The sequence below is a fragment of the Yoonia sp. I 8.24 genome (assembly GCF_022096995.1).
Taxonomy (GTDB): domain Bacteria; phylum Pseudomonadota; class Alphaproteobacteria; order Rhodobacterales; family Rhodobacteraceae; genus Yoonia.
This window is the reverse complement of sequence record NZ_JACXGQ010000002.1, coordinates 483,477-508,086: the sequence shown is the minus strand read 5'-3', so window position 1 is coordinate 508,086 and position 24,610 is coordinate 483,477. Positions and strand designations below refer to the sequence as shown.

Annotated in this window: 23 protein-coding genes; 18 read left to right on the top strand and 5 right to left on the bottom strand. The window is 48.3% G+C overall.

Annotated features, from left to right (window positions below; all coding sequences use genetic code 11):
* Positions 1-111: 111 nt before the first annotated feature.
* On the bottom strand, positions 112-420 hold the full coding sequence (locus tag Yoon_RS05470) for a hypothetical protein (RefSeq protein WP_238110863.1): 309 nt from the start codon (positions 418-420) through the stop codon (positions 112-114).
* 166 nt (positions 421-586) lie between these two features.
* On the opposite strand from Yoon_RS05470, the gene Yoon_RS05465 reads away from it, so the two are divergent.
* A complete protein-coding gene (locus tag Yoon_RS05465; RefSeq protein WP_238110861.1) occupies positions 587-1,267 on the top strand; it encodes an outer membrane protein in 681 nt (226 codons plus the stop codon).
* A 488-nt stretch (positions 1,268-1,755) separates the two neighbouring features.
* On the opposite strand, the gene Yoon_RS05460 is transcribed toward Yoon_RS05465, so the two are convergent.
* Complete coding sequence (locus Yoon_RS05460) at positions 1,756-2,643, bottom strand: hypothetical protein (RefSeq protein ID WP_238110859.1); 888 nt, start codon at positions 2,641-2,643, stop codon at positions 1,756-1,758.
* Positions 2,644-3,188: 545 nt separating this feature from the next.
* Here Yoon_RS05460 and Yoon_RS05455 point away from each other — a divergent pair.
* From Yoon_RS05455 to Yoon_RS05440, 4 genes are all read left to right on the top strand, one after another.
* The gene (locus Yoon_RS05455) at positions 3,189-3,566 is read left to right on the top strand and encodes a hypothetical protein (RefSeq protein WP_238110856.1); all 378 of its coding nucleotides are present in this window, start codon (positions 3,189-3,191) and stop codon (positions 3,564-3,566) included.
* Positions 3,521-4,840 carry a relaxase/mobilization nuclease domain-containing protein gene (locus Yoon_RS05450; RefSeq protein ID WP_238110855.1) on the top strand — a complete coding sequence of 440 codons (1,320 nt, stop codon included), beginning with the start codon at positions 3,521-3,523 and terminating at the stop codon, positions 4,838-4,840. Before Yoon_RS05455 ends, Yoon_RS05450 begins: the two co-directional genes overlap by 46 nt.
* A gap of 150 nt (positions 4,841-4,990) precedes the next feature.
* Positions 4,991-6,805 carry a type IV secretory system conjugative DNA transfer family protein gene (locus Yoon_RS05445; RefSeq protein ID WP_238110854.1) on the top strand — a complete coding sequence of 605 codons (1,815 nt, stop codon included), beginning with the start codon at positions 4,991-4,993 and terminating at the stop codon, positions 6,803-6,805.
* Positions 6,806-6,871: 66 nt separating this feature from the next.
* Entirely contained in the window at positions 6,872-7,189 is a 318-nt protein-coding gene (locus Yoon_RS05440; RefSeq protein WP_238110853.1) for a hypothetical protein, read from the top strand.
* A 44-nt stretch (positions 7,190-7,233) separates the two neighbouring features.
* Here the strand turns inward: Yoon_RS05440 and Yoon_RS05435 are convergent, their stop codons facing one another.
* Positions 7,234-7,926 (bottom strand): recombinase family protein, encoded by a 693-nt coding sequence (locus tag Yoon_RS05435; RefSeq protein ID WP_238110852.1) that lies wholly within the window; start codon positions 7,924-7,926, stop codon positions 7,234-7,236.
* A 197-nt stretch (positions 7,927-8,123) separates the two neighbouring features.
* Between Yoon_RS05435 and Yoon_RS05430 the strand changes: the two genes are divergently transcribed.
* The 13 genes from Yoon_RS05430 (at position 8,124) to Yoon_RS05375 (ending at position 20,017) form a co-directional block, all read left to right on the top strand.
* A complete protein-coding gene (locus Yoon_RS05430; RefSeq protein WP_238110850.1) occupies positions 8,124-9,419 on the top strand; it encodes a hypothetical protein in 1,296 nt (431 codons plus the stop codon).
* Between the two features lie 25 nt (positions 9,420-9,444).
* Entirely contained in the window at positions 9,445-9,618 is a 174-nt protein-coding gene (locus Yoon_RS05425; RefSeq protein ID WP_238110848.1) for a hypothetical protein, read from the top strand.
* 153 nt (positions 9,619-9,771) lie between these two features.
* Positions 9,772-10,020 carry a hypothetical protein gene (locus Yoon_RS05420; protein WP_238110846.1) on the top strand — a complete coding sequence of 83 codons (249 nt, stop codon included), beginning with the start codon at positions 9,772-9,774 and terminating at the stop codon, positions 10,018-10,020.
* Positions 10,021-10,288: 268 nt separating this feature from the next.
* Positions 10,289-11,287 (top strand): formylglycine-generating enzyme family protein, encoded by a 999-nt coding sequence (locus tag Yoon_RS05415; RefSeq protein WP_238110844.1) that lies wholly within the window; start codon positions 10,289-10,291, stop codon positions 11,285-11,287.
* 429 nt (positions 11,288-11,716) lie between these two features.
* Positions 11,717-12,151, top strand: coding sequence for a hypothetical protein (locus tag Yoon_RS05410; RefSeq protein WP_238110842.1), 435 nt, complete (start codon positions 11,717-11,719; stop codon positions 12,149-12,151).
* Positions 12,152-12,175: 24 nt separating this feature from the next.
* Positions 12,176-12,553 (top strand): hypothetical protein, encoded by a 378-nt coding sequence (locus Yoon_RS05405; protein ID WP_238110840.1) that lies wholly within the window; start codon positions 12,176-12,178, stop codon positions 12,551-12,553.
* 157 nt (positions 12,554-12,710) lie between these two features.
* A complete protein-coding gene (locus Yoon_RS05400) occupies positions 12,711-13,904 on the top strand; it encodes a hypothetical protein (protein WP_238110838.1) in 1,194 nt (397 codons plus the stop codon).
* Positions 13,897-14,175, top strand: coding sequence for a hypothetical protein (locus Yoon_RS05395; protein WP_238110836.1), 279 nt, complete (start codon positions 13,897-13,899; stop codon positions 14,173-14,175). The genes Yoon_RS05400 and Yoon_RS05395 overlap by 8 nt, the downstream gene beginning before the upstream one ends.
* A gap of 1,103 nt (positions 14,176-15,278) precedes the next feature.
* A complete protein-coding gene (locus tag Yoon_RS05390) occupies positions 15,279-15,920 on the top strand; it encodes a hypothetical protein (protein ID WP_238110835.1) in 642 nt (213 codons plus the stop codon).
* Positions 15,910-16,413, top strand: coding sequence for an ion channel (locus tag Yoon_RS17995; RefSeq protein ID WP_370642115.1), 504 nt, complete (start codon positions 15,910-15,912; stop codon positions 16,411-16,413). Before Yoon_RS05390 ends, Yoon_RS17995 begins: the two co-directional genes overlap by 11 nt.
* Positions 16,414-16,623: 210 nt before the next feature.
* A complete protein-coding gene (locus Yoon_RS05385; RefSeq protein WP_238110833.1) occupies positions 16,624-17,112 on the top strand; it encodes an excalibur calcium-binding domain-containing protein in 489 nt (162 codons plus the stop codon).
* Between the two features lie 240 nt (positions 17,113-17,352).
* On the top strand, positions 17,353-18,615 hold the full coding sequence (gene dcm / locus Yoon_RS05380; RefSeq protein ID WP_238110828.1) for a DNA (cytosine-5-)-methyltransferase: 1,263 nt from the start codon (positions 17,353-17,355) through the stop codon (positions 18,613-18,615).
* A gap of 70 nt (positions 18,616-18,685) precedes the next feature.
* Complete coding sequence (locus Yoon_RS05375; protein ID WP_238110826.1) at positions 18,686-20,017, top strand: MvaI/BcnI family restriction endonuclease; 1,332 nt, start codon at positions 18,686-18,688, stop codon at positions 20,015-20,017.
* Positions 20,018-20,184: 167 nt separating this feature from the next.
* On the opposite strand, the gene Yoon_RS05370 is transcribed toward Yoon_RS05375, so the two are convergent.
* Complete coding sequence (locus tag Yoon_RS05370; RefSeq protein WP_238110824.1) at positions 20,185-23,676, bottom strand: DEAD/DEAH box helicase; 3,492 nt, start codon at positions 23,674-23,676, stop codon at positions 20,185-20,187.
* On the bottom strand, positions 23,669-24,442 hold the full coding sequence (locus Yoon_RS05365) for a Hachiman antiphage defense system protein HamA (protein ID WP_238110822.1): 774 nt from the start codon (positions 24,440-24,442) through the stop codon (positions 23,669-23,671). Before Yoon_RS05365 ends, Yoon_RS05370 begins: the two co-directional genes overlap by 8 nt.
* Positions 24,443-24,610 lie beyond the last annotated feature (168 nt).

Here is a 24,610-nt window from a genome sequence, read left to right as displayed (position 1 = left end):
TGACATATGCGCACTTTCGCTGAGGGGCCTTAAATCAAAAGCGTACCTTAGTCAGGAATATGCGCAATCCCTATATCCAACAGGCGGCCTACACGGCCTAAGTTGTGCAGTTTAGACGCCCGTCAAACAGGTATCCGTAGTTCTCCCTTTATAGCAGAACGTATCAGATCGGTTTTCATCCGCCACCAAGGATCCGAGGATTAGTGAACAAAGCGCGGCAACTGGGCCCACAAGACGTAGGCCCAGCCTCATCTTAAAGCGGATACCGCGCTGCGACGCTTGTAGCACGGTCGTATCTATCATGGACTGACCTGCACTTGCATCGAGCCAAATACCGTCCGAGACCCGATATCCAGCATCGATCATATAGCTCGCTGCATCAAAGCTGGCATCAATCATTTTGCCCACAGCAACGGTCACACGAAACATTTCGTTTATATGGCTGATGCTCAATAACACGACACAGGCGTGGCGCTTACGTCACGTCACCACAGTAACAAGCCATGAAAAACATCCCTAACTTGACTTCAAAAACCACCCCACTATTTGCAGGGTTGCATTATTAGTTAACTGTAAGGGTATCTCAATGAACTATAAATTTCTTTTCACATCATCACTTATCGCTTTTGGTCAAATGGCATCCGCAGGCGGCATCACCGTGCCAGTTATAGAAGCGCCTGTGATCGCTCCAACAGCGCCTGTTGCCGATTGGTCTGGTTCCTATGTCGGTGCCGATCTTGGCTTTGGGAGCGGAACCTATGGCAATGACACTGCTGGCTTCCCTGGCGATGGCGAAGACGATCTAAGCGGTGGAATTTTCGGTATTAGTCTCGGACATAACTTCCAATCCGGTAGCTGGGTCTACGGCGCAGAGTTGCAATATTTTGGTTCGACAATTGAAGGCACCGACGATTGCGGAAATCCTTCATATGAATGTGCTTTGGAAGTGAACGCGCTTTATTCTTTGCGTGGTCAGGCTGGGTATGTTCTAAATTCAGGAATGCTGATCAAAGGCAACGTTGGGATCGCCGGTGCAGATACGTTTGGTTTTGTTGATAACGGCTCAGGTGAACAAGGTTCAGACGTCACCCTATCTGGTGTAACATTCGGTGTGGCAATTGAAAAATCTATCAATGAACACCTCTCTTGGGAGGCTGGCGTTCAGCACTATGCTTTCGATGCCGAAGACTATTTAACCGACTCTGTTTACCCTGACGTTGAAACGAACATCACGACAGCGGAAATGGGTTTGAATTACCGCTTCTAAATCCATCAGGTTTCTTCGGCGAGCTCATGATCTCATATGGGCTCGCCGATACCATTTCCTAGGTTCCCTACCAGTTGCCGAGCTGGATGCGAGTTGCGCCAAAAGCCCCATCCGTGCGCGTTCATCTTTCAGCCAAAGCGACGCGATCCCAAGCTGGGCCGCAGCAGCATCCAAACTGCGCAAAGGTGTTGGCGCATGTGCCGGACACAACGACAAAAGCTGCGCCACTGCAGAAGCGGCATTTTTTGGAAAAAACTCAATCCCAGCATCCCTGCGCCGCGATAAGGATTCTCAAGGATATCTGTCATATGCGCACTTTCACTTGGGCGGGCTGGAACCAAAAACCTACCCTAGTCAGCGATTTGCGCAATCCCTATGTCCAATCAGCGGACTTCACCAAACAAACTGGACTGCCCCCGAAGGAGGCGCCCAGCACCAACCGCAAAATGATGTAACTGGGCCCGCATCGCGCAGGCCCAGTCATTTTATTACAATGGGAAGAGCGCTAGCACGCTTGAACGACGGTCATCACGGCTCAGTTGGTTAAACCGTTGGTCAACACGTGTTTGCGTTCCCGTTTCGAAGGAAATCATGGCTTGAATTTGGGTAATATCCGTTGTTTCGACGGTGGTTTGACCCGCGCTCGCATCCAGCCAGACACCATCTGTCACCTGATAGCCGGCGCCAATCGCATAGGTCTGTGCGTCAAAGTTGTCATCAAGCGATTTTTCCACAGCAGCCGTCACGCGGAACGTTTCGTTAACATCATAGCTGCCACGGGCGCCAAGCAGCGCACCGTCAAACCAGAGATTGCTATCTTTATAGTATCCGCGCGCTTGAATTGGACCTGCGTCATAGGAGGCGCTCAGTGTTGAAATCGGGTCATCAAGGTAGGTATAGGACTGCACGTCAAGGCCAAGACGCAACTCTGGTGCTGCGGCGTATTCTGCATAAAGCGATGTGAGCGCGTCATCGTCATCGATGCTGGTATAGTTCAAAGCAACGGCAAATTGATCGTTTTGGTACTGGCCGAAGACCTCGTAACCATCCCATGCCGGGATATCCCCATCAACGCCCGTAAACCCTGCGCCGAACAACATTTCCGGTGACGCCATATAGCTGGCAGAAACCGCATATTCGACGAAATCAACCGGAATGATGACATCGTGTTGGATGCTTGCAATATCTGCACTCAGCAAGAACTGACCAAACGTGTATTCAGCGACCCCTTGCACGCGGCCCGACGAACGTTCATCGTTTTCAATGTCAAAGTGAGAGTAGTCGTAGCTCAGGTGCGCATAGTTCAAGCCATCCTCGGCCGAAGCGGCACCCGCGATCAGGGCGATCATGCTTGTCAGTGTAAGTTTCTGTAACATTTGTAATATCCTTTTTTAAAATTGGTTCTTCCTATGGTCTGAACCTTAGGTTTTCGATTGACCGTGACGGTCGCAAGGGAAGGCTTAGCGCGCTGCTAGAATTGCGGCCCCCTCATGTCACTTTCCTTTGCGTTGTTCCAAATTGCATTGACGTAACCGCAACTCATCCGCGTTACAGTCGTAGGTCGTTTGAGGGTGGGGAAAGGTTCAAAGAAAGAAAGTAAATAGTTCAAAAAAGAGCACAACACGTTATTATAAATAACAATATCCCCCAAAAATAGGCCGGAAAACGACATATCGAGGGACAATACTTATCCCCAATAGCGTTGCTATTCAGGTTATTTGGCGAAATAAAGGGATGGTGCACTTGCGGAAGATTCCGTAGAACCCATTGACTCAAATGTTCTGCTTGAAAAACTTGAGGATTGGGAACGGTATTTACAGTCCGATCCTGAAGTTGCCGACAAGTTACGATCTTTGGATCTAGCTACATCTGGTGAAGCGAGCGCCACAGCCAAGGTTCCTCTGTTGCGGGGGCCACGCCCATGACGCAGCATCAGCAAAAGACACCACGGCCTGCTCCTTTCTCGCTGCGCCTGACACATGATGAACGGGTTGCTCTGGAAGCCAAGGCTGGATCAATGCCACTGGCGTCGTATATAAAGTCCGTGGTTTTGGCCTCGGAGGCCCCCACATACCGGAAGAGGCAAAAACCACCTGTTGCGGAGCAACAGCTTCTGGCGCAGGTCTTGGCAAAGCTCGGACAGACACGCACAGCGAACAACCTCAATCAAATCGCCAAAGGGCTGAACCAAGGCACACTCATCATTGATGAGGAATTGGAGGTCGATCTGAACACGGCCATCGCTGAAATCGCATGGATGCGCGTCACGTTGATGAAGGCGCTTGGGATAAAGCCATGATCTTGAAGGGGTCACAGCGGAGCGGTGCAAAATCACTGGCAGATCATCTGATGAATGACCGTGATAATGATCACGTGCAATTGCTCGATTTACGCGGGTTCATGGCAGCTGACTTGCATGGGGCATTGTCAGAGGCTCATGCCATATCAAAAGCAACCCGTTGTAAGCAGTTCATGTTTTCTCTCAGCTTAAACCCACCCCAAGATCACATCGCAACAGAAGCTGAACTGCGCAACGCCGCAGATCGCGCCGAACAGGCATTGGGCCTGAATGACCAACCCCGCGCCATCGTCGTGCATGAGAAAGAAGGACGTCGTCATGCCCATGTCGTATGGTCACGCATTGATGCTGATGAGATGAAGGCCATCAACCTTCCGCATTTCAAAATCAAACTGCGGGACCTGTCGCGTGATCTGTTTTTAGATCATGGTTGGATACTGCCGGATGGCTTGGCGACCTACGGCAACAAAAGCCCGTTGAACTTCACACTTGCAGAATGGCAGCAAGCGAAACGCCAAGGCATTGATCCAAGAGAAATCAAACAAACCTTCCAGCACGCATGGGCACGATGCGACAGTCAGATAGGTTTTAAGAACGCATTGGCTGAACGTGGATACTTCCTTGCCAAAGGTGATCGACGCGGCTTTGTGGCACTGGACGTTGACGGCAATGTCTACGCCATCGCCAAATGGACTGGGATCAAAGCAAAGGATGTTCGGGCAAAGCTAGGTTCACCTGATGTCTTGCCGTCAGTGCCCCAGACGCAGGCCGAGATACGCACCAAGGTGAGCAATCAGATACGAAGCTATATTGCCAACATAAAAGCGGGCCACAAAAAACAACTCACGCCACTGCGTGAGGAACGTACGCACCTGATCAAGGTGCATCGCATGGCACGCCAGCATTTGAACGAAGATCAAGCCCAACGATGGCGTACAGAGACTAAAATCCGTTCTGACCGTCTTAACAAGGGCTTACGCGGGTTGTTTGATCGTATCACCGGGGCGCATCGCAAAATCATCAAAGTAAATATGCACGAAGCCAAACAATGCGCGCTCCGCGATCAAACCGCACGTAGTGATCTTATTCAATCGCAAATGCAGGAACGGCAGGCCTTACAAACGCGTTTCACAAAAACACGTAAAAAGCACAAACAAGAACGGTCACATCTCGCCCAAACGATTAAGAGGTCGCTAAAACGAACAACTCATGTGCCAGATCAATCCCGTGACACGCCAAGACGGACCACCCCCGGTTTATCAATGGATCGCTGACGTCAAAGGCATTGAATGCCCCTCATTTTGTCAGCGTGACGGTTTGCAGATGCAACGATTACCCGATTTTACCCGGTGATTACCCACGCGGATCATAGCTGATCTAAGGCACATCTTACGCATGTTCATTTTTTGCAAAGGAGATGCGTGATGGAGCAAACGATAACAAATAAAATGATATGGGGTGCCATTCTTAGCATATGTGTATTGGCATTCTGCGTAACCCCCAATGAAAGTCTTGCGCTTGGGTATTTTGACCCGCGCAATCAACATTACCTCACCCGTTCTGAATGGGCTTTGCGGTTAAGCCTTTTGCGCGGGATATTGATGTGCACATCCGTCATGATGGGCTGTGCAATCGGCTGGTTCCTGTCACCACAAGCTAAGGAAACACGACTAGCCGCTGGAATATTGCTTGGGCTTGCGGTTGCGGGTCTCGCTTTGGTCAATGGTGGCGTTTTGGGCTGGAGCGCGACAGGCGTTGTCAGTCTCGTTGGGTTCTTTGCAGCCATTGGCTATTGGATCGGTCAGAGTGTAAAAAAGCTGCTTGATATTCCAACCACGTTCGGGTCCAGCCATTGGGCACGTGAAGCTGATTTGGATGACGCAGGACTATTTGGCGATGATGGCATCATCCTTGGTGAAGCGGCCAAAGGTGAAACACGTGATGTGTTTAGCTATAAAGGTGACCGACATTTGATCACAGTGGCCCCAACACGTGCATGGAAAGGTGTCTCGCATATCATTCCTAATCTGCTGATGTATCAAGGTTCCGTCTTTGTGATCGACACCAAGGGTGAGAATGCAATGATCACAGCCAATGCGCGTCGTGATATGGGGCAACGCGTTTTGGCAATTGATCCTTGGGGGATTTCTGGAGAAGAGCAAGCCTGCTTTAACCCGCTGGATTGGATTGCAAACAGTGGTATCGACGCACCAGAAAATGCCATGTTATTGGCGGATGCATTGGTCCAAAAGGCCAGCAATAACGCCGACCCGTTCTGGACATTGGAAGCCAAAGCCTTGCTGCAAGGTTTGATCCTACATGTCAGCTTTGACGAGGCATATGATGGGCTGCGCAATTTGGGCACAATGCGTGATCTCTTGCTTTATGCAGAAGATGATATGCAGGCATTGTTTCAGCAAATGGTCAATTCTCCGCATCAGATCGTTGCCAGCTGCGGCGCACGGTCATTACAAAAAGAACCAAAGCTTATGGCCAATGTGCTGGCCTCGGCACAAGCAGAAACACATTTTTTGGACAGTGATCGGATCAGAGAATGCCTGTCGCGCTCTGACTTTTCGTTTGCAGAGCTTAAAACCGACCTGATGAGCATCTATCTGATTTTGCCACCAGATCGGTTAGACAGTTTTGGGCGGTTCTTACGTTTGCTTGTGCAACAGGCTATCACAGAAAACGCCCGCCACATTGACGTTCAACCACGTAAGCCTGTCTTGTTCATTCTTGATGAAATGCCTGCGCTTGGTCGTCTGACAATGATTGAGCAAGCCTATGGTCTTATGGCGGGTTATGGCATTCAGCTTTGGGGAATATGTCAGGATTTATGCCAGCTGCGCAAAGTCTATGGCCCTGACTACGAAACATTCATCGGCAATAGCGGTGTTGTTGCCTATTTTGGATCACCTGACAAAACCAGTGCAGAGTACTTTTCGGCATTATGTGGCGTCACAACGGTCTGGAACTTGAGCAGCGCTTTGGCATCTGGCTTTAGCCAGAATACGAACGGGACCGGTAACGGCTCGCACGGTAGTTCGACAACCTACACCGACAACCGTGCCGCGACACAGCGTAAGTTGGCTTATCCTGATGAGTTGATGCGCTTACCAAAAGATCGTCAGCTCATTCTTATCGAAAACACCATGCCGATCATGGCGGCCAAAATCAGATGGTTTGAACATCCAATTACTAAAGATAAGGGCGTCAATTTACACGCTGACACATAACACAACATTTGGCCTGCCTCACTGGCAGGCCTCTTTGCAATATCCCCAATCACAGGAGGCCGTAGTATGGCCGATCCCAGAAGAGCCTTTAACCGCATCACTAACCCAGACGGCACACCGGTGCGCGACAAAGACAATACTCAACCTGTCCTGAAGCCAGCGGCACAAAACCTACGCCCTGCCCAAAATCTCGCTCCCGACGGTGCAATGGGGATCAGATCGTCCAAACAACCCGTGCAAAAACAACAAGGTACATCACTGCAAAAAGACAAACCCAAAATCCAGTTTCGTAAGGGGGCGGAAACCCCCAAGAAAATTCAGTTTCGCAAAAGCTTCAAAGGAATTAATCGCTCAAATGACAAAGATCAAAGTCGGGAAAGATAAGCCTTTACAGGCCTTTCATTTGGTAACGTCCCACCATTTTCCAATCAGTGGTAGGAGCCGTCATCGCATTTGGGGTCGATGATTAAACGTCCATCATCAATCAGTTGCTCAATCTCACTGTCTGATCCGGCGTGAACAGCATCGACCTTGGCGAGATCATCAAGTGCTTTTTTCAGAGTATGCGACATGGCCGGTCTGCCCACATGTTTCCCCCGCGCTTTAGCAGCAGCCATGCCTGCTTTGGTGCGCTCGCTGATGAGGGAGCGCTCATATTCAGCGAAGACAGCCAATTGCCCGAATATCATGCGGCCTACGGCTGTCGATGTATCAATACCTTGGGTGATGGCATGGAAATGAATGTCACGCTGTTGCAGGTCTTCGAGGATCGTCATCAAGTGCAATGTTGAGCGTCCCAGACGATCCAATTTCCAAACGGTCAGCGTATCGCCTGCATCCAAATCATCCAACATCGCTTGCAGCGCCGGGCGGTGGGTTTTGGCCCCTGATAGACCATGATCCGTGTAAAGCGTCACGCAGCCCGCAGCCATAAGCGCATCAATTTGCAAATCCTCGGATTGATCAGCATCTGAGACACGCACATATCCAATTTTTTTGCCGGATCGTCGCGTATCATCACCTGTATGGCTATCTCGTTGATCGGACTCGGTCTTTTGCACATTCCCTTTGTTCATCTGGGTATTTTGGCAGGCTGGCTGCGTCAAACAAGCTGAATCCATGGCATTTTTTCCTTGTCCAAAGGGGTCCCTTTGCAACGTCGCTTTGAGCCTCGATTTTATCGGCTATCTCCCGCGCAAAAACCTGTGGAAAACAAGTGTCTCGCGCAATCAACACCGAACTGGGTTAGGGTTACGATAAAGGGACCCCTTTTGCTGCGCGCGTATCCAAGCCGCTTCAAAATACAAAAGGGAAACCCATGCTGTCCACATTCTTCTCCCGCACGATGACGGCGTCGGCGCTCGCAATCTGCGTGGCCCTGACCAACACACCGCTGCACGCACAAACTTATATCGCACCCGATGATCAAACCGTCGCATTGCTGGCTGCTTACCTATCTGACAACACACCCAATTTCCGCGAAGATGCATTGGCCTCTCGTGAATACCGCCGCGCCAATGAATTCGATAAGCCGCAGGTGCTACAAGATGTCGAAGATAATCTGCGCACCCAATATGAACGCATCGCTGAGATTGGTGGTTTAGAGCTGCGCGTCTCGGGTAATATCGGTCAATATGATGCCGCATCTGGTGCTTACCGCATCTCAGTCTTTGAACCCGGCACTTATTTCCCATTTGCGGGTGACCACGCGCTGCATCTGGATAACGCAGCTGATTTTTATGAATGGGAACTGCCTGTTGCAGAAGCACGCCGTGTGCGTGAGCTTAGCCCGCGTGGCGGTGTAGTGCTTGAACTCTCCATCGTGCCTTTTGCGATCACGCCTAATAACCCGCACCATATCCGCACGCAGATTGTTGCGCTCAAAATGTTCGAAAGAAATTCTGGGCAACTGCTGTATGAAACCAGCCTGCCAGAAGACGCGCATAAAGATATCCAAACTGCCGCAGCCCAAACACCAGACATTATTGATCAATCACAATTAGAACTGGTGGGCGTTCACATCGGCATGCCCGTCGCTGACGCCCTAGAAGCCTTGCGCAGCGAAGGCTATGCGGTTGGAGACGATTTGAACGTCTTATATCGGTTCTCGACCTATGAGGACGGGTTAGACGAACAATTGTTGCCCTTTGGCGTCAGCCCATCCCCTGAATATATGAGAATACGGGCAGCCTTTCCGCATTCGGCGCATTTCACACCCGATCTGACATGTGGTGATGATACGCAGCTTCACAGCTGCGGCGTGGTGTATTTTGACCCATCAACGCGTGAGGTGCAAAGCATCGCATTGCTGCAAAATGCGACCAACGTCACCAAACAAGACCTCGTCAGCACCCTGTTTGAACGGTTTGGGTCTGCCTCTGATCGCTTCACGGGTTATCTTTGGAAGAACTTTGCAGCCGATCAATATGTCTGGGGCGGTGCTGCGGATGCCGAGATATACAATCACAGCTTTACCGAAATCAGCGGTCCAAACCATTGGCAGGTTGAGGCAATCATCGCCGAACCCACCACTGATCGCAAAACCGTCATTGTGCAGATCAACCAAGCGGCACCTCAAGCTGTTGTCAGCGGCAATGGCGGCATTAAGTTTTAACCCCAAGCGCATAGGAGAGCGTAAAATGACCAACAGCAATAATTCATGGAAAACTAACGGCCAGAACACCCACAAGGGTTCCACCAACCAAGGCACATATGAAGCCCAGAAAGGCTATCCAGCTTCACGGCAGCAATCTGGTGAATCATCGATCAGCTATCAAACACGCATGAACGCCTACAACACATCAAAATCATAACGGCGCGCAGGCATGACGCAAAACAATGGGCGGCAAATTTGTCGCCCATTCGTGCATTGGCATTTAGAAGCCCACTCAGCACCCCCATATTATAGGTACAGATCAAATCAATTGCGAGTAACGGATATGCCCCTGCTTGAGACCCTCACCCAGATGAAAAAGCAACTCGCGTGGATTTCTGAAAACGGAAACCGCCACCCCCTCAATGATGAAAGCCGGAAGTTCGTGCGCATTTCCGAATTACAACACCCCAAATCAGATGATTGGAAACGCGGTCAATCCGATGCCTTTAACCACCTCTGGCCGATTTACTGCCGCCTCGAAGCCCAAGCCATTGCACAAGGCCTCATCGATGCCCCCATCCAACTCGCGCCAGACGAAGAAGACGCTATTCCGTTTTGACGCCTGTTCACGATAATTCAACAGGTCCAGCGGCACACAGCTGGCGGCATCCAATCCGCGCAGGGTTAGCCCATGGGATGGTTCCATGGAAGGGCAGCTAGGGCGTGCTCAAACGGCGTGTTTTGCAACCCATTTCTCCTCGAAAACAGCGTTGTTCGATCTTCTTCTAGAACAGTAAAAAGAACTTTTTATGACAAGGCTTTACAGCGACATAGCGCAACGTTAACGATTCAATTAACAAACCTTTAATACCAAAAGTTGCTTCCATATGAACGCTAAGATTATGATAGAAGCAGTGATGGCGGCACTTGGTTGCGCGGTGTTGACCACAGCAAGCATGGCCGAAACCGCCACCACCTATCAGCTTGCTAACGGGCAGACTGTCGGTGAATTTGAAATGTTCCAAGAATGCGCCGATTGTCCTGAGATGATCGTCATGCCGCTTGGCTCGTTTATGATGGAAGCTATCCCCGGTGAATCCCGCAACCCGTTTGATATTTATGGCCCGGACGCAACAGGAACCGTGCGTGGTCCTGATGAGATCAACATTATTCCAAGCGAACATCCCCGCCATCAAGTCGTGATGGATATCCCCTATGCCATGGCTCGGAACGAGCTTACCTACGCGGAATGGATGATCTCTGTCGACGCAGGTGCTTGTTCACACAGCCCGGATATCAATGTCCGGATACCGCAAGACTACGTCGCAATTGGCCTCGATCATCCAGTGATCAACGTCTCTTATCTGGATATCCTTGAATATGTTGCGTGGCTAAATGCGCAGATCGGGGATGACGTATATCGCCTACCGACAGAGGCCGAATGGGAATATGCGGCACGCGCAGGGACAACGACGCGCTTTGCGCAGGGTGATGATCTGACTTCAGATCAAGCAAATTTTTCGGGACGGGAAACAGAACATGTAAGACGAGGGCAATCAATGCCCTACCTAGCCAACCGATACGTGCCAGTGGCGGTTGAGGAACTAGATGCTGCGAACCCGTGGGGCCTACGACATATGTCCGGAAATGTGTCAGAGTATACTTTATCCTGCTGGTCTGACGAACACCTCGGCCTGAGTACCGATAGCGCATACCTTGCAGATGCTCTCGAACAAACTGATTGCGAGCGGCGTGTTGCAAAGGGCGGAGCACACAATGGTGCAATGGATAACTTGCGCCCAGCTCGTCGAGTCCGACCTGAAAATGAAACCCGCCGAGACTTTTTTGGGTTCCGGCTCATCAGAACATTTAATGAAGAAGGATAAGAAATTATGGAAATCGATTCATTTTACTCAGTAAATTATATTGAAACGGGCGGTGACGAAGGGTTGTTTGATAATCTGAGCAACGAGTATTTAGAAAAATGGGCCGAAGTGCCCATTTTACCAAGCGTAATAGCCTCATACGATGTGAGGGCGCCTTTCAATAGGCTCTTGGCCGCTCACTTTACTTTCGCACAGAGATTTACATACATATTGGCTTGTACAGCCCAACCACGAAGGCCTCTAAAACGGTAATCTTTCAATAACAAACTTCACGTTTCGTTCCACCGGTTCATCATCCAACATATGGCGTAGCGCTTGACAAAAACAGTTTCGCGCGCCTAAGCTCAACCCATCCGTGCGCCTTTTGCTCATTGCGCACGTCTTTTTTGAAAGCTCGACTTAACGATGTGTGCTCAAGGTCAGTACTAAATGTCTTACTTCAAACAACTATTTTTTGTGATGTTACTATCCTCGTGTTCTTTTTTCGCTCCCGCATATGTGGAGGAAGCTGACACAAGAGCAACAGAGGCATACGAAACACTATCCAATATATTGGCAAAAGCAGAGCTGGGTGAGCTTTCAGACCCTGAAACCTTCGCAGCGTCAGTTGATAGTTATGCGTTAATAATCAGCAAGCTAGAAACTGCTGCATTTTCCGTGGGCGGCACTCCGACGGAGGAAACCAGTCAACCACGAGATGAGGCGCAAAGCTCCCTCAATGCGGTAATCCAGTCTTGTCTAACGTTGGTAAAACTTTTCGCCAGCGAGCATGAAACTGACGGTATTGTGGTTGGTTCGGGTACCACTCAGCCGGTCCGTATCAGCTGCGATCAGGCTGTTAAGGCCATAAGAGCAAGGCGATAAATTAAGGTGTAGTTGGGGAATGCAATGAATGTAGATTTAGAGAACTTTAGGCCCAATAGCGTTGACGAAATCATTGACGTGATTGGCGAAGAGATCGGGGCTTTGGGGCAGAAGTGGTGGAGCGTCAATTCAGCTCTCGTGAGCGGTTATCTAAAGTCTTTAGCCGAAGCAACTATTCAGACACAAATCTCGCTATCACAGAAGAAGATTACTGCAGCACAAGCTGACAGAATCATGCATATGCAAGAAGTTGCTTTTACATCGACGCTACATTTCACAAAGTATATGAATTTTGTACTTGCACAAAAAGTGTTGGACACAACATTCAAGATAATCGGGTGGGCGATTTTTAATAAGACGGGCATCAATTTATTTCCCCAGCTTGTTTCAACGTCCAGCTAGTTGATGTGATGCCTCCATTCCAGAAGAATACTTACTATCAGGTTTTACCATTAGAGCTTGGTAGGGTTCGGGCAGATTTACACGTTCATAATACTAGAGTTTCAGCATCGAGGACTCGTCAATGTCGGCGCTATGTTTCATTTTGCGGAGATAGATTTTGATGAATTTGATCAGCATTGTTGCCACTACTATGTTTGCGCTAATCGCTGGAGTGATACCTGACACGGTAAGAGCTGACTCTGTCGAATTCAATGTGCAAATATCTGACCCCTACGGCATACTCGACGGTAGTCAACTGACTTTACTCATAGAGGGCCTAGAAAGTGCTTCTCGTCAGCGGTTATTTGCAACAGAGTTAGCGCACAGTCCCCCACAAACAACTTTGAATATAAGCGAACAAAATTTCTCAGACCTGTCTAACAATCCATTGTGTTTCAGGCTTATTAACAATGATAATTACGACCTAGGTGGCATGATCCTTCGAAGTCCATGCCAAATACCAAACGCCGATAGGCGTTTTTCCCTTACTCTAAGAAAACCGGTAGACTATGGATTTGATTTCAGGCGTCGGGTGGACGCGGCGATAAGTCGACGATCTATGACCTTGGATGAATTTAGTGATTTACATGAGGCATATGTTGTATTCTTTGAAAACCAACCCAAGGAGAATATAGTACTTGCAGACGTACGGCTTTTTGCAAAACTAGTTACGTTCGTTGACAACGAGGCACCTCACATACAAGATCCGCGTTTTTTTGCGCTTGATGTATTCGATAACCCGCTATCAACCACAAGCAGCTCAGAGTACTTTTCTCAAAGAATATTTGACTTCCTAGAAACGGAACTGGGCGACAATGAAGAAATATCAATAGAGTTCGAGCGGGCAGTTGCGGAGCTATATTTTGCTTATCAAGGGGTTAGACCATTTAGGTTTACGGACCCGGGACCGGTAGACAGTTCTGAAGTCTTTTACAGAGAATTGTTTGGGCTTGTCCTGGCTTTAGACGTCTTAAAGCCAGGAGGGTTTGAGCTAGCCAGAGTTCCGCCAATTCAAAGATACTCAGAGAAGTGCCTTGAGTTGGGAACAGCAAACCCACTGGAAAGAGACAGATGTCTGTTACCGTTGTTTGAAAATTTGGACCAGATTGATCTAGCATCACATCGTGAGAGTGTCCGTCGAACGGTCGCTAGCAAGATTGCTCAGAGCTTTGATTGCCAAACATTGGATGATGTCAACTCTTCATACGTTACCGGCACCATTGAAGCATTAACGGCTGGTGGGGTTTGCACAGGCAATTTTGATCAGTGTTCTTCGACAGTAAGACAATGCATGGAGGAAATAGATGGCTAACAACTCTTCAGGGAAAAGTGGCGCTTGGGGTGCTATCAAGTCGATATTGGTGGTGCAGGCTGTCGTTTCGGCTCTAATTGCCATGGGTTTGATTGGTGGGACTATCTACGTCGCAAACGGGCTTTCTGGTGACAATGCTAGGGAGGAAGTGCTTGAAATACTGAAGTCGTGGGGTGGCGTTATTATTGGTTTCTATTTTGGAACAGCTTATACTCAAATCGCCACCTTGGTTCGCGCTCTGGAAGGTACTTCAACTGATAGTGACGAGTAGAAACTGAAAATACATTGCCTTCCCATTGAATGCTGACGTGTTGCACCTGCAACCGTCTGGCTTCCGCCAAGGAGCGGGGATGCAAGGATCAACGGTGCGGTTACGCAGGACCAGACCCCACCCTTTGATCCGCGCGGGGGGAGCCGCCCTAGTTGTCATGGGGGTATTGGGGGAGCAGACAAGCTCCCCTGATTGGGGATCAATCGGCCACAAGGATTGTGCATGGTTTGGTGCAGGTGGAGAGGTCAGCTCTCCAAACTCTGCGAGTGGGTCACAAGGGGCGGCGATACGCCCTTTGGTCGGGTTCAGCGTCGATGCGCTGACGGCATTCGACCCGCGCAGGGTTGATCTATGGGGTGCTGGGGAGAGATGAAATCTCCCCGACGAGGGATCAAACGCGATAGGTTTGCATGGTTATGAAAGGCTCAACGCCGCTCATGACCGTCGCTTAGGGGGATACAACGGGGGAGCGCAGCAACCCCCTTGTCAAGACGTGTGGTACTACCACACACATCTTGCAGCAAACCTTATGCTGGAAGGTGGCCCGAAGGGGACGTAGCGAAAACGGGTCAACGACCCACATCTCGTGCATAAAATCAGAACACCTAATGCAGGTGCTAAGCCCCATCCTACTACCGAAGTTTATGCATAGAGTATAAATACTTGACCAAACTGAGACGCTGACCTATATTAAAGTTGTGTAGTTTGTAACAATACAACCGTTGCGGTGGTGGCGGCCAAAAAAATTGAGGTTTTTGTGATAGTCGCCACGAAAGAGCGCACACATACAGATCAGGAATTAAGTGCAATGGGATTATCCCAAGTGTACAACATTTTGGCATCCAAAGATTTTATTTTCTCTGAAGACTTCCGATACTTCGTAGACACAACCATCGATAAGCTTGACGTCAGCGATGAGGATGCAGGTGATATGTTAGGTTATGATTATACCACGATCCAGCGATGGAGATCTGGAGTGTCATGCCCACATCCTTACGTTAGACATGGAATAATAAAGCACATTGCGGCAACAGCTAGCCTGACCCCAAAGTAACTGGGCGAACCTAACAGAAGAAATTCGAGAAGTAGAGAGTATCATTTAAATGATTGAATTTGGGCTTGAGAGCTTAAGCCATGCTGATCTTGCATATCAATGGCACTCAGGTTTTGCATCCAGCGATGAGAATATATCTCGGCTAGAGATGGAACAGTGCAAAGCATTAGCAGCCAATGGCAAGTTGGTTGTTGCCAAGAGAATTAATGGCACAGATATTCCCGAATTTGTCGCGGTAATATATTATGATGTTGAGAATTCCACTTGGGTACTGGGCGGCCTTATGACTGACTACAATGTTCGCGGTAAAGGTGTTGCACAAGTGTTGTGTTCATTGGCGTTGGGAAGGTTAATCGCTCTGGAAAACCCTTTTGGAAGGAGTGAACGGATAGTTTCGCATGTTGCAAGATCAAACGACCGGCCCAAAAGGCTCCTTGAATTAGCTGGGTTTCAAAAAGTTGCTTCAATGAAGAGCTCACGAGAGACAGATGAGGGTGAAGAACGGTGGATCGATGAATATGAATTGAAGAACCGTTATGTAGCTCTCGAGATGCTGAAGAAGTGGGCCGCTAACTGGAACTTACCGCTCTGTTCTTCAATTCAAAAAAGATCACTACTCACGTTGCCGCCTGGCAACAACATAGCTGACTGGCACGCGATCTTTGAGGTGCAGCAAAAATATGGCACTTAAGCTACTGAGGGAACATACTGGTTTCCAGCATAGGATAGCGCTTGCCATCATAGCAATGGTAAGCATGACCATAATATATTGTAGCGACAGTATAATTGCGACAGCGTGTCTAGCCTTCCTCTTCAATGCCTATTTGATGGCCTCAATCATCGAAATGAGTATTCGATCAAGGAAGCGGGTAACGGAGCCCATATTTTTGTCCCTGCCCAATAGGGAATATTGCTTTGCAATCTGTTTGTTTTGTATCACTTTGATGATATTGGCCTACGCCGAAATATATCTTATTTCGGCTGGTATAAAGTGTTCCGAAGCGACTATGCAGGGATGGATCGACGCCATATATTTTAGCACCGTCACCATGACCACACTCGGCTACGGAGATTGCCTACCGATAACTGACACCGCAAAGATAACCATAATCACACAGCTTTTTTCAGGCTTAATAGGTATTGCAGCGGCTCTCTCCGCTGTTGTTTCAAGATCTATTGGCTGAGCAGTCTCTGTCTTAATCGCAAAGCCATCACGCCCAAGATCGGAAAATCCCCGAAGGGTCGCGGCGTTTGGGGGACAGCATGGCTGGGCTTAGAACTAGACATATTAAACGACTAGGCACATTGTGTACCACATGTTCAAGTTGATTTTAAAAGCGACACTCACCTCAGCTTTTCTCCTGTCAGCCTGTGCGGTGACAGACCCAGTGCAAATGACGGAAATCATAGATCAAGCCAATACAACCGATCTCTGGCTAGAATATCGGCGCAGCCAGTCAGCGGTTGCACTCTCGTTGATTGAGACGGAACTGGTATCCCGAGGCGAGCTGCAGTTCGGCACGGCATATGTTGGCCAGCGAACAGCGAGCGCCTATCAGCGGTCGCTCTACACAAGGACAGGGACCACAAGCAGCGCTGACCTGCGCAACTGCTCAGACTTCGCAAGCTCGGCCGCGGCGCAAAGGTTTTTCATTCAGGCTGGCGGTCCGCTGAACGATCCGCACATTCTGGATGCTGACGGTGACGGTCTGGCATGCGAATGGGGCGTCCGCATTGCGAGGATCGCGTCCTACGCCAGACAGCAAGCCCGCTCGACCTTTGCCGCCCCTAGGCGAACCACAAGTTCCAGATGCTATGTCGGGCCGCGTGGCGGGACGTACACAATCACCGCAAGCGGCAATCGCAACTATTCGGGTTGCTAATGACAGATAGCGACCCTGCACTTACGGTCGTCGAAGCCGCGATGGCGGCTTCATCTGACACACTCCTCGCAGCACATCTTAGTGCTGAAAATGATGCTCAGGGAACGTTGCACAAACGGATCATACAATGCCCACGTCAGTGTCAAATAAGCTCTGGATAACTCACTTTTCTCCCGAATGTTCTGTTGCCGTGTTTCTGCAATGATGTCAGAATAGTTCCCAGATAAGAAAGAGGCGAGCATGTCAGAATTTTCCCGTCTTAGGCTTGAAGCAGGCCTGAGCATTCCCGAAGCTGTTGAAGCATTAGGCTACTGTGAACGAACTCTGTACCGATGGGAAAATGGTGATGCCCAACCTCGAAAGGCAGCAATCGAATTCTTGAAAAAAGCTGTTGGGGGAAAAGAAAAACCCGAGGGATCTTTCTCATTTATTGATTTATTCGCAGGTATTGGTGGTCTTCGCTTAGGGTTTGAAGAGATCGGCGGCAAGTGCGTCTTTACCTCTGAGTGGGATCGTTTCAGCGTCGAGACCTACCTCGCGAACCATAAATGTGATCACAAAGTAGCGGGCGACATAACTAAAGTGGACGTGGAAGAAATCCCATCCCATGATGTTTTACTTGCGGGTTTCCCCTGCCAGCCTTTTTCGTTGGCTGGTGTTTCTAAGAAGAATTCTCTGGGTCGAGAACATGGATTTCGGTGCGATGCTCAAGGAACCCTGTTCTTTGACGTTGCCCGAATTATCGAACACCACAGGCCGCGTGCGTTCCTTCTTGAAAATGTTAAGAATCTTTTGAGCCACGATAAGGGGCGAACATTTGAAGTAATCAAAAGAACTCTTACTGAAGAACTCGGATACACAATCGATTTTAAGGTGATCGACGCAAAAGCGTTTGTTCCTCAACATCGTGAGCGAATTTTCATCGTTGGTTTTCGTGCGGAATGTGGATTTTCCTTTGACGATCTAGAGCTGCCTGAAGTTTCGAAAGGTCCGCGTATGAGAACAATTTTGCATCCTGAAGATGGGCCTCAAGAAGCAGGTGACAAACATTTCACAGACGAACTCGGGAATGTTAGCTCTAAATATTTTCTGTCCGACAAGCTGTGGAATTACCTACAAGCGTATGCTGAGAAACATAGACTAAAGGGTAATGGATTTGGATTTGGGATGGTTACCCCAGATGATACGTGTCGGACTCTTTCGGCAAGGTATCATAAGGATGGCTCTGAGATACTAATCAGCCGTGGCTCTAAAAACCCTCGACGGTTAACACCTCGCGAATGTGCGCGGCTTATGGGCTTCGAAAAACCAGGAAAGTCTGCGTTTAAAATTCCAGTTTCAGACACTCAGGCGTATCGCCAATTTGGTAATGCTGTAGTTGTGCCAGTTGTCGCAGCGATCGCTCGTCACATGGCACCTTATATTTTGAATGAGACACAGGAACAAATTTATCAAGAAATGCTGCTCAGGGAAAATGGAATGCTCGCGTCAGAAACTGCATAGTTTCAAAAAGTCTCTTGGCAGTTCAGCTATGAGTCATGCAAAATAGGCTGAAATTTTAAGGAATCTATTTGTGATTGAAAGCATTTCTCAGCTTGTAGGAATAATGAAATTAGAGGGGGCCACGAAGTTCTACGCGAAGAAGCTTGCCCCCAACGACAATTCAAAGAACCAAGTTTATCTTGGCGGTAACTTTTCCGCCCTTAACATTATACCTCATGGCGATATTTTTTTTGATGCCAATGATACTGCGGGAAGTAAGCGCGAACGTGCAAAGGCCAAGGTTAGCTTTTTTTGGGTTGATGAAAACGGAAGGCATCATGCTCCCAATACCCAGCTAGTTCTTTATCCAAAATACCCTGAAATAAGAATGTCAGGGTTTTTGCTTGGTTGCCGTGGTGGCCCAAGTGATGTGATGACCGTACGTGATGAAGGGAGAATATTAGTTCTTGGTGCTACGCCTGCTGGCGATGTGCTTGGCTTTTCTTGCTTCGCAGATCATCCAGTTGCTGCTGCAATCCATGCCGCTGAAAATTTAGACGAAACAGGCGTGTTCGTTGAACTGCCAACAAGTGGTTCTGAAAAATCCTCGAAGCAATTGTTAATTGAAACTTTGACTGAAATTTACAGTAAGCATTGGATTTCATCTCAAAAGCTAGGTTCCGACGGAGAGAAGAGGTCCTATAGAGCTCGAAACGGTGGAGGTTATACACTTGAAGCCGAACTTGGGATAAGTCCGAACGGCTACTCTGAGCCCGATTTTCTTGGGTGGGAGATTAAGCAATACGGTGTCGCCGATTTTGAAAATTTTAGACCTAAAAGTCCAGTTACGCTCCTTACCCCTGAACCTTCGCAAGGGATTTATCGTGACGATGGTGTCGCTGAATTCATGTCGAAATTCTCCTACGCGGACAAATCTGGAAAAGAGGATCGTTTCAACTTTGGCGGGATTTATGCGCACGGAAAAGCGTCGCATAAAGATACAGGTTTGAGGTTGGAGTTGAGTGGTTATGACTTCGCTAAAGGGAAAATATCAGATGTTGACGGCGGGTTGGTTCTTCTGTCCGAGAGTGATGAGTTAGCGGCGAAATGGCCCTTTACTGGTATGATGGAGCACTGGAACAGAAAGCACGCTCAAGCTGCATACATTCCTTCTCTCTTTCGAAACCCGCCCCCAGAGTATTCTTATGGCCCAAGGGTTTTGCTGTGTGAAAAAACTGATTTTAGCCTGTTTCTTAAGGCTGTGGCGAATGGTGTCGTTTATTACGATCCTGCGATAAAAATCGAAGGAGCTTCTAGTGCCGCACCTAAGATAAAAAAGCGAAACCAATTTCGGATCAAACACACCGAACTGAAAACCATGTATCATAAAACAGAATATGTTGATCTTAGTTTAGAAGCTTAAACGCAGATGGAACGAAATTAACAGTCAGATAAGGAGCACTCCTATTCGGGCGAGTCGTTGATATTATAGGGTTTTGTACGATTTGTCGCACTGATCATTGCTCCAACATTTTTTATGCGCTCTGTGTCGATCATTTCTGTTTTTCATTCGAATTCGTAAAGCAAAGGCTAACTGAACGAGAGCTCTAACGGCCCAAAATACTTGACCTCAACAACGTCAACCACACCAATTGTTTTTGCCAATAATAGACCTATAGGTAACTCGGGAAATGAACCTAAAAGCTCCCCTGCAACTTCCATCGATGGTGATAATACAGCAAGCCTACCTTCTCCAACGTTTTGGAGGCGCAGTGTTTGGCTGGCTGCGGGAATATGCACGTTGTCTGCCCAACGTACCTTGCAATACAGAATCTGCTTTTTCCACACACGATTGTCTGCAGGTAAATAGCTTTGCCGGAACCCCAGCCACTGTTGTCTAGTTTCGGCGGTCGGCCAATCGGTTGTCTCTGTAAGTAACCGAACCTCTTCTGAGCCCAACCAATCTTTGAGCTCATGCGCATTCTCGAAACTTGCATTGGAATCCGTAATTACCTTCAGTGCACCTGTTCTGGAAGAGAAACCGGCTTGCATCAACAAGGCAGCAGAACGACATAGTGTTCCCGTCTCTAGCGCCGGTGCCAGTAATCCTACTTCGAAATCTCCCATTGTCATGCCTTCAAGAGGGTCCCCGATAATATCAGAATTTGCTTCTGCACGAACTCTGAGTGCTTCGATTCCCCATGGCAATTTGTACACTAGGGCTTCTTCGACGAACGTAAGAACCTGATTACGATCATCTCCCCCTACACCGGCCAAAGTATGTCCACGCAGCCACGCCGATAGAATGTCTTTCCATCCATCAGGCAGTGTTTTTGGAACGAATGGTTCAATGGCGAAAATGAGCTCTGCAAGTTCTGTAACCACTTCAATTGCGCGATCATCATCACCGGAAATAATTGCACCGTTAGCGGCGATGACTAACTCGTTGGCAGGTTCTGAAATTATGTCGAGATTTCGACCTGTCTTGAAGCCCACACCAGCCAAAAAATATCCTTTACGCTGGGAAGATGAGCTGTTCTCCCAGATACGATTTGCTCTCCCAACAACCCCTGCTTTTAGAGCTTGCCCAATTTCAATTTCACGACGAGCAATACTTCGCTCCCAAAGCGACGATGAAAGCACCTCGTCCAATGTCGCGGAAATTTGCCCAGCATCGAGTTCGTTATTACCAATAAGACTCAATATCGCAGTATCCAGCATTGCTAGGTCTCTGTCCCATTCTAGTTCCTTAGATCTTTTTTCCTCTTCATCCTCGATATCGGCTTCTGGAAAGTTCCAAGCCTGAGCATTGTTAAGAACGTATTCAACAAATACTTCCACTTCTGGTGAATCTAGAGCTTGATACAATCGAGCAAGCAACTCGAGAGTAATTTTTAGTAACCCACTTTCGAGATCGATTTGCGAAGCGGATGCAATCAACTCTTGCCATTGCCCCTTACGATAATCATGGCTGTCGAAAATGGGGCAAAGCACTAGCCCCTCGACGTCCACGAATGCACGTCCAGCTCGACCAATCACGTTCTTAAATTCACTTGCAGGTATTACTTCACCAATTCTGTGCAGAGACTGCATCACAACAGTGGTAGCAGTTAGGTTTAATCCTTGCGCCAATGTCGGAGAAGAAACCGTGATTTTCATACCCCCCTGACGAAGCAACGCTTCCACTTCCTTTCGATAAGGCGTTGGAAGAGAACCATGATGGATAACAATGCCCATCTTTAAGCACTTTAAAATGGCATGATCTGCGCCAAGCCATTCGGTTCCAATCGATAAGGCGCTAGCCAAATTGCCTTCGTCAACTTCCAATACCGAATCTAAGAACCCATAACCCGCAAGTTTTACGATGCTTTCCGCGGCAGTTCCAACCGACCGTTTTGTAGGGCAATAGATCAAAACAGATTGACCATCCTCCACAAGCCTCCAAGCCGTGGCTAAAACCAATTCAGCTTTGTTATGAGGAAACGAGTTCGTCCGTCGTCCGGGCTGTGGGTCTCGAGAACCAATGAAGTTTGGTACAAAAGTCTCTTCATCCCCAACCTTCAGGTTAAGTCGTGCTTGAGTGCCATTCCAGACGACATCTCCAAATCGAACTCTTGTTGGACGCCAATCAACACTGACAGCCTCGCCAGCTTGATCTCGTCGCAACCAATTCACAAAGTCATCCATCTGATCGCCAACAGGAAGTATTGCTGACAGGCACACGATGCGCCTTGTGTCCGCATCTGTTCTTTTGAGTAGACGTTGAATCTGGACTTCGTATCGAACTTCCCTTTCTCCTCGTCCAATCATATGGCCTTCATCCAGAACGACTAGGCCAACATCGTCCAAAATTGAGGGGTCGTTCCTTAATGCGAAGTCGAGTTTTTCAGGGGTAGCGACTACGATTTGTCTTTCTTTGAGTGTATCTTCTTCAAAGGAGCTAGTTCCGATGCTGCCATACAGGGCAGAAATCGACACCCCAAGGGTACCAAATGTACCCTGTAGGCCTCGTTCGGTTTGCGCGGATAGTGCTCTCAATGGCGTAACAAACACCACCCTTTTACCATCCGCAAGGCACCTCAAAATGCACAATTCAGCGATTCTTGTCTTTCCCGCGCTTGTGGGCAACGAGACAATCAAGTCGTCGCTAGTATCTACAGATCTCGTTGCGGCTAATATCTGTGAGGGCCACAACTCAATTTCTGCACGCTTTCTTGAGTAAAGAGACGCGATGTAAAGCTCTCTCATTTCGATCCATTTATTGTCCGCATTTTCTGGCACATCCAAGGGCAAAGCTGAATGGAAACTAGAATTCCACAAGTCGTCTATCAGGTGGGAGGCTACCTTAAAAACCCACCATTCATTAACCATACCGAGGTCTGCGCAAGTTTCTTCTCCCTTGGCAAGCTCGGCTTTGGCACGGGCAACTAAGTTTTCATCACCGCTCGCAAGCGCCGATAAGTAGATAGCGATTGAACGATAAAAATTCTCTTTGAGAACAACCTGCAAAACGGGCCAAATTTGACCTGACTCGTCTTCTACAAACTCTTCCTGAAATAGTGTTTCTTGTAGTGCTTCATCATTCGCTATCCCCGACGACAGAAAGGAAATGATCTCATTTTCGAGTTCATCAAGTGATCTCAAAATGAGCAGTGCTAATGCTCGTTCGATGCCAGAAAAATTTTCATCTGTCAGAGAGCTATTCAGTAGTGAAAAAGCCCTTGCCGAAAAACCGGCCAGATGGAAAGCAGAAGCAGCTAGAACTTTGTAAAACCCACGTGATGGATCATTGGGATCACCCTTCGAAAACACCGCCTCGATTGCCTCACCTGATTGCTCAAACGCGTTCAGTGTAACTGACCTGAGCTCAGTGTCAGGACGAAGCCTTAAACCAAGAGCAAGCAGCGATGTGCCATAGGATTTCAGGTCATAGGACAAGCGAGGAGAGTAATTCGGTGACCCTTCCTCTAATTCGCCGTCTTTCCAGATAATTGACCTAGCTTGTCCTCGTGCTAGCAGGCGTCCACGGTATGCCGGATCAAGAGCCGCTTCTATACTTTGTGCGAGCTGATCACTATTCATGGTTTTGCTGAACCTGTTCGTAAACGTTTAGAATAAAATCCTGATGCCCCACAAGACGAAGCCCCACTGCGTATTGATCTACAGTTCCCGCGTAGTTTGTTAGGTCGTTCGTCAAAAAATTATCTGGTGCATTTCCACTAAAGGTGAAAACTAAGTTCCTAACTTGTGCTTGGGTGAGACCCCGTTCGAGATAGTCTTCATAAATGCGATCTGACAAATCAGCATTTCCCATTTCATGCAGCCGCTCTGCCAAAAACCCAAGTGCGTGCGCTGTCGGTAGGCCATCGTCCCCATCTAGTGCCTGACGAGCTTGATCTACTGTTGCTTGGTTTAGGGATGCTCGGCTCTTAGCTTCAACTTTGAGATATTTGATGCGTACATTTGCGTCGTTATCAACTTGCACTCCAATAACATCATCGCCCCTCATCGCCTGCTGTCGATGGTCCTTCCATCGAAACCTCTTGATCGGAACATCAAAATCCATGGTTTCTTGGATATACTCAGTCGCAAAAATTTCCCCAATATCACCTGATCGCGACCTCTTTTGATCAGGCAGCAAATCAATGAGGCGTTGTGCAAGTGCATTTTTTCCATGCCGTTGAAAAATTGCGGCTATCCTATTTGGAGCAAGGTAGTGGCCTGGTACAATTTCAGCCAACCTACCAACTACGTTTCCAAGATTACCCTCGATCACATTTACAAGACGGAGATGATGTCCGTTCAACTCAGTTTCTGTGGAAGTGAAATTTTCTTCAAATTCAATCATATTCGGTTCAGTCAGTTCAAAAATTTTTACGACATAGGCTAGCTCAAGAAATTATATTAAGAACGGGTATGGATCGTACATGTGACACCTACCTCGACATTACCAATGGTTGTAACTTGTTCAACGAAAAATACAAAAGTATGCACTCATTTTGACCAACCTCAAATA